Origin of the sequence: Mycobacterium sp. NPDC048908 (genome assembly GCF_043197955.1) — a bacterium.
Lineage (GTDB): Bacteria > Actinomycetota > Actinomycetes > Mycobacteriales > Mycobacteriaceae > Mycobacterium.
Genome location: NZ_JBICUE010000001.1, coordinates 925,167 through 932,945, shown reverse-complemented (window position 1 = coordinate 932,945; position 7,779 = coordinate 925,167). Strand labels below are relative to the sequence as shown.

Genomic DNA, 7,779 nt, shown 5'->3' with positions numbered 1-7,779 from the left:
ACCGAAGGGTTCCAGACCTATCACGTGATGAACCCCTACGACGACGGCATCGGGCTCGACGAGTACGTCGACTGGCTCATCGACGCCGGCTTCCCAGTGCGCCGGGTCGGCGACTACGCCGGCTGGCTGCAGCGCTTCGAGACCGCGATGCGGGCCCTGCCCGAGCCCCAGCGCCAAGCCTCGCTGCTTCCGCTGCTGCACAACTACCAGCGGCCGCAACCACCGATCCGCGGGTCGATGGCCCCAACCGACCGGTTCCGCACCGCCGTACAAGAAGCCAAAATCGGTCCCGACAAAGACATCCCGCACGTCACACGGGAAGTCATCATCAAATACATCACCGATTTGCAGCTGCTCGGGCTGCTCTGATCCGCTCGGCGGTGCGGTTCCGTACGCGATACGCCCTCTTCGGGTGCGGAACCGCACTGTCGGGTATATGTCGTAGTCATGCGCGTACGGAGCCTGCACCGCTACCCGGTGAAGTCCATGCTTGGCGAAGCGGTGTCCACCCTGTCGGTTGACCCGCGAGGCGCGGAGGGTGACCGACGGTTCGCGTTGCTGGATCAAAGCACCGGCAGGATCGCCAGCGCCAAGCAGGCCCGGCTGTGGCGCGGCTTGCTGCAATGCAGCGCCCGCACTGTCGCCGGGCAAGTGCGCATCGTGCTGCCCGACGGAGTCACCACGACGGCCGATCACGAGGATGTCGACGACGCGCTGTCGAGGGTCCTCTGTCGGCCGGTCCGGCTCATCGCCCACCGACCGCAGGGAGCCACGCTGGAACGCGCGGACCCGGATCAGGTGCTCGACCGCGGCGAGGATGCCCAGGTCGATGCGCCCCTGCTCGAGATCGGTCAGGCGACGCCGGGAGATTCGTTCACCGACCTCGCCCCCTTGCACGCGATCACCACGGCCACCGTCGAGCGTGTCGGAACCGAACCGCTGCGTTACCGTCCGAACATCGTGATCGACACTCCCGCCGGCGTTCCCGCGTACACCGAAAACGATTGGGTGGGCCGCACATTGACGGTGGGCGGTGTTCGGATGCGGGCCATGGGCGCGACGCCTCGCTGCGCCATACCCACCCTCGAACACGGTCGGCTACCGCGCGCGCCGCATGCCCTTCGCGCGCCTGCGGCCGAAAACCGGGTTGACACCTTGGGACTCGGGGTCCTGCCGTGTGCGGGGGTCTACCTGGAAGTCCTCGACGAGGGACCGATTCGAACCGGCGACCCCGTCCGCGTGGACTAGAGCGCCAGGTGCAGCCCGAGAAGGACGATTGCGATCAACGGCAAAATCCCCTGCGTGATTGCCGCACGCGCCTTGTCGGGTGACGACACCAGCAGCACCGCCGCCGCAGCCACCATGGAGCCGGTTCCGGCGAAGATCAGTGCCAGTGCGGCGCCGTGATATTCGGACGCTGCCAATACCAGACCTACGGCCGTGACGATGGCCAGAAACAGGTTGTAGAAGCCTTGGTTGAACGCCAGTTCCTTGGTGGCCAGCGCCTGTTCCTCGGTGGTGCCGAAAGTCGCACGAGTGCGAGGCGACGTCCAGGTCAATGACTCCATCACCCAGATGTACACGTGGAGCAGAGCCGCAAGGCCGGCGAAAACCACACCCGCATAGATCATGTCAGCCTCCTAGTCGAACAGTCCGACCTGCCCCAGGCCATTGACCCCGCTGGGCGGTGTCATGCCGAGATGCTTCCACGCCTGAGCGGTCGCGACGCGCCCGCGCGGCGTCCTGGCGATCATCCCCGCGCGCACCAAAAACGGCTCGCACACCTCTTCGACAGTGGTGGCTTCCTCTCCGACCGCGACGGCAAGCGTCGACACCCCGACCGGCCCCCCGCCGAAACTGCGTGTCAGCGCGGACAATACGGCGCGATCGAGCCGGTCGAGGCCGAGCTCGTCGACGTCGTATACCTCGAGCGCCGCCTTGGCGATGTCGCGGGTGATCACACCGTCGGCACGTACCTCCGCGTAGTCGCGGACCCGGCGCAGCAGCCGGTTGGCGATGCGGGGGGTGCCACGCGAACGGCGGGCAATCTCGGCGCCGGCGTCGGCGCCCAGTTCGATACCCAGAATGCCCGCAGAACGCGAGAGCACCCGCTCCAACTCCGTTGGTTCGTAGAAGTCCATATGCGCGGTGAAGCCGAACCGGTCCCGCAGGGGCCCGGTCAGTGCGCCCGAGCGGGTGGTGGCGCCGACCAACGTGAACGGCGCCACTTCCAGCGGAATCGACGTGGCACCAGGACCTTTGCCGACCACCACGTCGACCCGGAAATCCTCCATCGCCAGATACAGCATCTCCTCGGCGGGCCGCGCGATGCGGTGAATCTCATCGATGAACAGCACGTCGTGCTCGACGAGATTGGACAGCATGGCGGCCAGATCGCCCGCGCGTTCCAGCGCCGGACCCGACGTGACGCGAAGCGACGAACCGAGCTCGGCGGCGATGATCATCGCCAGCGACGTCTTGCCGAGGCCTGGCGGACCCGACAGCAGGATGTGATCCGGTGTTCCGCCGCGGTTCTTGGCGCCTTCGATCACGAGTTGCAACTGCTCACGCACCCGCGGTTGGCCGATGAACTCGCGCAGCGACCGCGGTCGCAGGCTGGCGTCGATGTCGCCCTCGCCGACGGTCAACGCGGGTGAGACTTCACGGTCGTCGGGTTCTTCGCCAGAATCCTCGGGGTCTTCGAACCGGCTCACTTTTTGCCCAGCATCGACAGCGCCGACCGCAGCGCGCCTGACGTGGTGGCCTCTGGCTCGTTGGCGAGCACCTTGTCGGTGGCCTCCTCGGCCTGCTTGACCGCAAAGCCAAGGCCGACAAGCGCTTCCACGACCGGTCCGCGCACCGAGTGCCCATTCAGGGTCGCGGCGCCCGACGGTTGCACAGCACCGATCTTGTCACGCAGTTCGAGCACCATGCGCTCCGCACCGCGCTTGCCGATTCCGGGCACCCTGGTCAGCGCGGTGACGTCGCCGTCGGCCAGTGCCTGCCGCAGCGAGGGTGCGTCGTAAACCGCGAGGGTGGCCAGCGCGATCTTCGGTCCGACCCCGGACACCCCGAGCAGCGTCAGGAACAGGTCACGCGCGTCGGCGTCGGCGAAGCCGTACAGCGTCTGGGAGTCTTCCCGCACGATCATCGCGGTGATCAGGCGGGCCTCGCTGCCGCGGTGCAGCGTCGCGAGTGTGGTCGGGGTGGCCATCACCTTGTAGCCGACGCCGCACGCTTCGATCACCACGTGGTCGAGTGCGATGTCGAGGACTTCGCCGCGAACGGATGCGATCATCGTGCCGCCTTTGCCTTGGCCTGAGTCGCCTTCAATGTCGCCTTGTACTTGCGTTGTTGCTCGGCGGCCAGTGCCTGCGCCGCCGCCATCCTGGCGATCATCGGGGCCCGCCAACAATGGCAGATGGCCAACGCCAATGCGTCGGCGGCGTCAGCCGGAGTCGGCTTGGCCTGCAGCGCAAGGATTTTGGTGACCATCGCGGTGACCTGCGCCTTACCCGCGTTGCCGTTGCCGGTCACTGCGGCCTTGACCTCACTGGGCGTGTGGAAATGCACGTCGATGCGGCGTTTCGCGGCGGCAAGCGCGATGACGCCGCCCGCCTGCGCCGTGCCCATCACCGTGGAAACGTTCTGCTGGGAGAACACTCGCTCGATCGCGATCACGTCGGGGCGATGGGTGTCCATCCAATATTCGACAGCGTTGCTGATGGTGAGCAGTCGGTGGTGCAACGGGTCGTCGGAGGGGGTGCGCACCACGTCGACGTCGAGCGCGGTGACCTGGCGGCCCTGGCCGCCCTCGATGACGGACAGGCCGCAGCGGGTCAGCCCGGGGTCGACCCCCATCACACGCACGTCAGCCCCTTCTGTGAACACTTGTTCGACACAGTAACCCGGTGCACGGACGGTCTCCGGGAGGACACGCCTCAGACGGTGTAACTGCCGGAGCGGTCGCCCCTGCCGATCTGCAGTGCGATGTCGTTGATGCGGCCCTTCGCTTTCCGACCGCCGCGGACCAATTCGCGTGCTACTTCATGACCGTCACGCTCGACCACGACGACCCACCGTGCCCCGAGGAACTTCGTCAGCCACCAGAATGGCCACAACAGCACGAACACCAGGCCGACGGCGATCTCGACGAGGTCGGTGAAGTCCAGTAGGTCGCCGGGGAACGGCCACCACACGCGGTGCACCGACCATGCCGTGCCATGCGGGTCTAGGACTACTGCCATGCGGACATCTTGGCGGCCAGCGCGATGCCGCGGTAGTGCGGGGCCAGCGCGCGACCAGCGGCGAGCAGCGGTTCGGTGCTGCGCAGTGTGCGGCTCAGCACGAAGGCGCCCTCCAGCGCGCCGATCAGCGCCAGCGTCACCTGCCGGGCGTGCGGCGCTTCGAGTCCACGCGATGCGAAGTACGCGCTGCCGCCCTCGATCCAGCCCGCGAACACGGTCGCCGTCGCCTCGCGGAGTTCCTCCACTGTGTCGGCGACCTCGGCGGCGACACTGGCCACCGGGCACATGTTCGCGAAGCCGGTGCCTGCCATGTCCTCCGCGGCCTGGATGAACACGGCGTCGATGGCGTCGCCGAGGTCGGTGTAACCGTCCACGATCGACGGAATCAGCAGCGCGTACGCGGCGCCTGCGTTGATCAGCGCCTCGCGCGAGATCTGCACCTTGCCGCCGCGGAAGTGGTGATACAGCGAGCCGATCGGCGCGCCAGAGGCCTCGGCGATGTCCTTCATGCCGACCGCGCCATAGCCCTTTCGCCGCATGAGCTCCGCCGCGGCGGTCAGGATCGATTCCCTGGTGGACCTTGCCATTCTCGCCTCCTGACGACAGACTAGAGCATACGTTCTAGAATCAACGTTCTAACGCGAAAGGTCGATATGGAGTCCGTCGAGGTCACCGCGGGAACCATCGAATACCGCGAGGAGGGCGAGCCACACGGGCGTCCCGTCGTGCTGCTGCACGGCCTGCTGATGAACGATGCGCAGTGGAATCTGGCACTGCCGCTGATGCCATCGGGCTTCCGCTACCTGTTGCCGGTGCTGCCGATGGGCGGGCACCGCATCCCGATGCGCGAGGACGCGGATCTGACCCTGCCGGGGATGGTCGACATCGTCGGCGACTTCCTCGATGCGCTGGACCTCAACGACGTCACGCTGGTGATCGCCGACTGGGGCGGACCGCTCTTCCTCACCGATGTCGGCCGCGACAAACGCGTCGCCAGAATGGTGATCTGCCCGTCGGAGGCGTTCGACAACTTCCCGCCGGGTTTCCCCGGCAAGGTGGCATGGCTTGCCAGCCGCAACACGCTCACCTTGTCGCTCGCGATGCGCCAGCTCAGGGTCGGCTGGCTACGCAGGCAGTGGCTGATATTCGGCCAGATGGCGAAAAAGCCTGTCCCCCAAGACATCGTCGATCACTGGATGGAAGCCGGGCTTGCCGACAGCCGACTGAGGCGCGACGTCGTCAAGTACTGTCACACCCGGTTCGACAACGCGGATCTGATCCGAGCCACCACTCGGCTGTCCGAATTCGACGGTGACGTGCTGGTGCTGTGGAGCCACAATGCGGTGATGCCTGACGAACATGCCATTCGCCTTGCCGACCTCACCGGCGGCACGCTGCGCTACGTCGACGATGCCAACGTGTTGATCATGCTGGATCAGCCTGCGCAGACGGCGCGGGAAATCGGGGCGTTCCTGACCGGCTGAGAGTAACGTTTCCCGACCGTGAGAACGGTGCGCAGCTTCTGCCGGATCTGCACATCGGTGTGCGGCATCCTCGTCGACATCGATGACGACCGGGTGATCGCGGTGCACGGCGATGCGGAGAATCCGTTCTCGCGTGGCTATACGTGCCCGAAGGGCCGCGCGCTGCCGCAGATTCACCACCATCCCGACCGGTTGGAGCGGCCGCAGATGCGGGTCGACGGCGCTCTGCAGGACACCACCTGGGACGCCTGCCTCGACGACCTCGGGGCCACGCTGCGCGAGACCATCGACACCTACGGACCCGCGTCCGTCGGGATCAACTTCGGCACCGGTGTCGGCATGGACGCGGTCGGCTATCGCGTCGCTCAGCAGTTGCACGCCGCGATCGGCACACCGGCGAAGTTCAGCCCGCTGACCATCGACGGCACCGCCAAGGTGCTGATGTCGGAGTTGATGGGCGGCTCATCGGCGCTGACCGCTCGGCCGGACTATGACAACGCCAGGCTGGCGATCCTCATCGGCAGCAATCCTGTTGTGTCTCACGGGCACAGCGTTGGGATGGCCAATCCGCGCGGCGTCATCCGCGATCTCGCGGAACACGCCGAGGTGTGGGTGATCGACCCGCGCTACACCGAGACGGCGCGGCTGGCGACCCACCACCTCGCGCCGCGGCCGGGCACCGATTATGCGGTGCTCGCCTACCTGGTGCGTGAGGTGCTGCGCGACGGCGTCAAGGCCGCGGCCCAGGATGTCGACGCGCTGGCCGCGGCCGTCGAACCGTTCAACGCGCAGCATGCGGCCGCGATCGCTGATGTCGCCGAAAACGATCTGGAACGGTTGCTCGGCGCGGTACGCAACGCGGGTCGTGTGGCGGTGGATACCGGCACCGGGGTCACGATGTCACCGAGCGCCAATGTCACCCAATGGCTTTCGTGGGCTCTACTGGTGATCACGGATTCGATGAATCAGCCCGGCGGGATGTGGTTCCACCCGGGCTTCGGCTACCAACTCGAGAGCTTCGAGCTGCCGATCACGCCGGCCGAAGGCCGCTTCGGGCCGGGCCCGCGCAGTCGTCCCGAGGCGCAGGCTTTCCTGCGGGAGTGGCCGTGCGCCGCGCTGTCCGACGAGATCGACGCCGGCAACATTCGCGCGTTCCTCAACCTGGGCGGCAGCCTGCTGACCGCGTTTCCCAACGCCGCATCGCTGCGGCCCGCACTCGAAAAGCTCGACGTGTTGGCGACCACCGAGATCCTGCCGAACGAGACGACGGCGTTGTCGACGCATGTGCTGCCCACGAAGGATCAGCTGGAGCGACCCGACGTCACGCTGTGGGACTTCCTCTGTCCACGAGTGTCGGCGCAGCACACCGACGCCCTGATTGCGCCTGTCGGACAACGTCGTTCGATGTGGTGGGTGTTGGCGGAGATCGGCCGCCGCCTCGGCCATCAGCTGGCCGATACCGCCGCGACCGATGAGGTGATGCTGGCGACAATGAACTCCGGCGGCAGGGTGCCGTACGGCGAACTCGTCGAAACCGGATGGGCGCAAGCCGATCACGAGCTGCCCGCGCCGTGGGTGGACCGGCACGTCCAGCGGCTTGGCGGCTGGCGGCTGGCGCCTCGCCCCGGGCGTGCTCGTCGCGCAGCTGCACACGCTGCGCGAGCCCGCCCCGCTGATGCTGGTACCGCGGCGCCAACTGCGGCGGCTCAACGCGCAACTGGAGTTCCTCGGCGAGACCCCAGAGATCGTCCTCAATCCGGACGACGCCGCGGCGGCCGGCGTCTCCGACGCTCAGCGGCTGATCGTGCGAAGCCAACACGGCGAGCTGACCGGGATCGCCCGGGTCGATGCGTCGGTGCGCCGTGGCGCGGTTTCGGTGCCGCACGGCCACGCCGGTGCGAACGTGAACGTACTGACCAGCAAGGACGACATCGACGTGGTGACCGGGATGACGCGTTATTCGGCGATCCCGGTCAGCGTGCACCCGGCATGATTCGCCTCGAAACTGCCGTTGTAGCTGACACCACAACCGCAATCTCGGCGATCAC

Annotated in this window: 9 protein-coding genes and 2 pseudogenes; 5 read left to right on the top strand and 6 right to left on the bottom strand. The window is 67.0% G+C overall.

Annotated features, from left to right (window positions below; translation table 11 throughout):
• Both ACGFK1_RS04655 and ACGFK1_RS04650 read left to right on the top strand, forming a co-directional pair.
• A pseudogene (locus ACGFK1_RS04655) lies at positions 1-369 on the top strand (oxidoreductase); the annotation flags it as partial.
• 78 nt (positions 370-447) lie between these two features.
• A complete protein-coding gene (locus ACGFK1_RS04650) occupies positions 448-1,248 on the top strand; it encodes an MOSC domain-containing protein (RefSeq protein ID WP_393426208.1) in 801 nt (266 codons plus the stop codon).
• Here ACGFK1_RS04650 and ACGFK1_RS04645 read toward each other — a convergent pair.
• From ACGFK1_RS04645 to ACGFK1_RS04620, 6 genes are all read right to left on the bottom strand, one after another.
• On the bottom strand, positions 1,245-1,631 hold the full coding sequence (locus tag ACGFK1_RS04645) for a DUF1304 domain-containing protein (protein ID WP_393426205.1): 387 nt from the start codon (positions 1,629-1,631) through the stop codon (positions 1,245-1,247). The genes ACGFK1_RS04650 and ACGFK1_RS04645 overlap by 4 nt on opposite strands.
• A 9-nt stretch (positions 1,632-1,640) precedes the next feature.
• Positions 1,641-2,714 (bottom strand): Holliday junction branch migration DNA helicase RuvB, encoded by a 1,074-nt coding sequence (ruvB, locus tag ACGFK1_RS04640; protein WP_393426202.1) that lies wholly within the window; start codon positions 2,712-2,714, stop codon positions 1,641-1,643.
• Positions 2,711-3,298: a Holliday junction branch migration protein RuvA gene (gene ruvA, locus ACGFK1_RS04635; protein ID WP_393426199.1), complete on the bottom strand. Its 588-nt coding sequence runs from the start codon at positions 3,296-3,298 to the stop codon at positions 2,711-2,713. Before ruvA ends, ruvB begins: the two co-directional genes overlap by 4 nt.
• The gene (ruvC, locus tag ACGFK1_RS04630) at positions 3,295-3,870 is read right to left on the bottom strand and encodes a crossover junction endodeoxyribonuclease RuvC (protein ID WP_393426196.1); all 576 of its coding nucleotides are present in this window, start codon (positions 3,868-3,870) and stop codon (positions 3,295-3,297) included. The genes ruvA and ruvC overlap by 4 nt, the downstream gene beginning before the upstream one ends.
• Positions 3,871-3,941: 71 nt before the next feature.
• Positions 3,942-4,247, bottom strand: a complete 306-nt coding sequence (locus ACGFK1_RS04625) for a hypothetical protein (protein ID WP_393426193.1) — start codon at positions 4,245-4,247, stop codon at positions 3,942-3,944.
• The gene (locus ACGFK1_RS04620; RefSeq protein WP_393426190.1) at positions 4,238-4,834 is read right to left on the bottom strand and encodes a TetR/AcrR family transcriptional regulator; all 597 of its coding nucleotides are present in this window, start codon (positions 4,832-4,834) and stop codon (positions 4,238-4,240) included. Before ACGFK1_RS04620 ends, ACGFK1_RS04625 begins: the two co-directional genes overlap by 10 nt.
• A gap of 66 nt (positions 4,835-4,900) precedes the next feature.
• Between ACGFK1_RS04620 and ACGFK1_RS04615 the strand changes: the two genes are divergently transcribed.
• From ACGFK1_RS04615 to ACGFK1_RS04605, 3 genes and pseudogenes are all read left to right on the top strand, one after another.
• Positions 4,901-5,731: an alpha/beta fold hydrolase gene (locus ACGFK1_RS04615; RefSeq protein WP_393426187.1), complete on the top strand. Its 831-nt coding sequence runs from the start codon at positions 4,901-4,903 to the stop codon at positions 5,729-5,731.
• A gap of 18 nt (positions 5,732-5,749) precedes the next feature.
• Positions 5,750-7,105, top strand: a pseudogene (locus tag ACGFK1_RS04610) (molybdopterin-dependent oxidoreductase); the annotation flags it as partial.
• Positions 7,106-7,406: 301 nt separating this feature from the next.
• Positions 7,407-7,724, top strand: a complete 318-nt coding sequence (locus ACGFK1_RS04605) for a molybdopterin dinucleotide binding domain-containing protein (protein WP_393426365.1) — start codon at positions 7,407-7,409, stop codon at positions 7,722-7,724.
• Positions 7,725-7,779 lie beyond the last annotated feature (55 nt).